Source organism: Rhodospirillales bacterium RIFCSPLOWO2_02_FULL_58_16, from assembly GCA_001830425.1.
Classification (GTDB): domain Bacteria; phylum Pseudomonadota; class Alphaproteobacteria; order Rhodospirillales; family 2-02-FULL-58-16; genus 2-02-FULL-58-16.
On sequence record MIAA01000045.1, the window covers coordinates 23,761 to 23,973 of the forward strand.

The following is a 213-nucleotide window of genomic DNA, read 5'->3' on the forward strand; positions in this document are numbered from 1 at the left end:
CATCAGGGGACGGGCCTTGGCCTGCCGATCGCCAAGGCGTTCGTCGAACTGCACGGCGGAACGCTCGAACTTACAAGCGAGCTTGGGGCAGGCACTACGGTGCTTCTGAAATTTCCGCCCGACAGGGTGCGCGGACAGAAGAACCGGCCACGGTGAAGCGGACGGGTCACATTTTATAACGGCGGCCCCCGCGCTTTCCCCTCCTTACGAAGG

1 pseudogene (only partly in view) is annotated in these 213 nt (G+C 62.9%); it reads left to right on the forward strand.

The window, feature by feature from the left end:
- Positions 1-156, forward strand: a pseudogene (locus A3H92_01815) (hypothetical protein) (it extends 1,521 nt beyond the left edge of the window).
- Positions 157-213 lie beyond the last annotated feature (57 nt).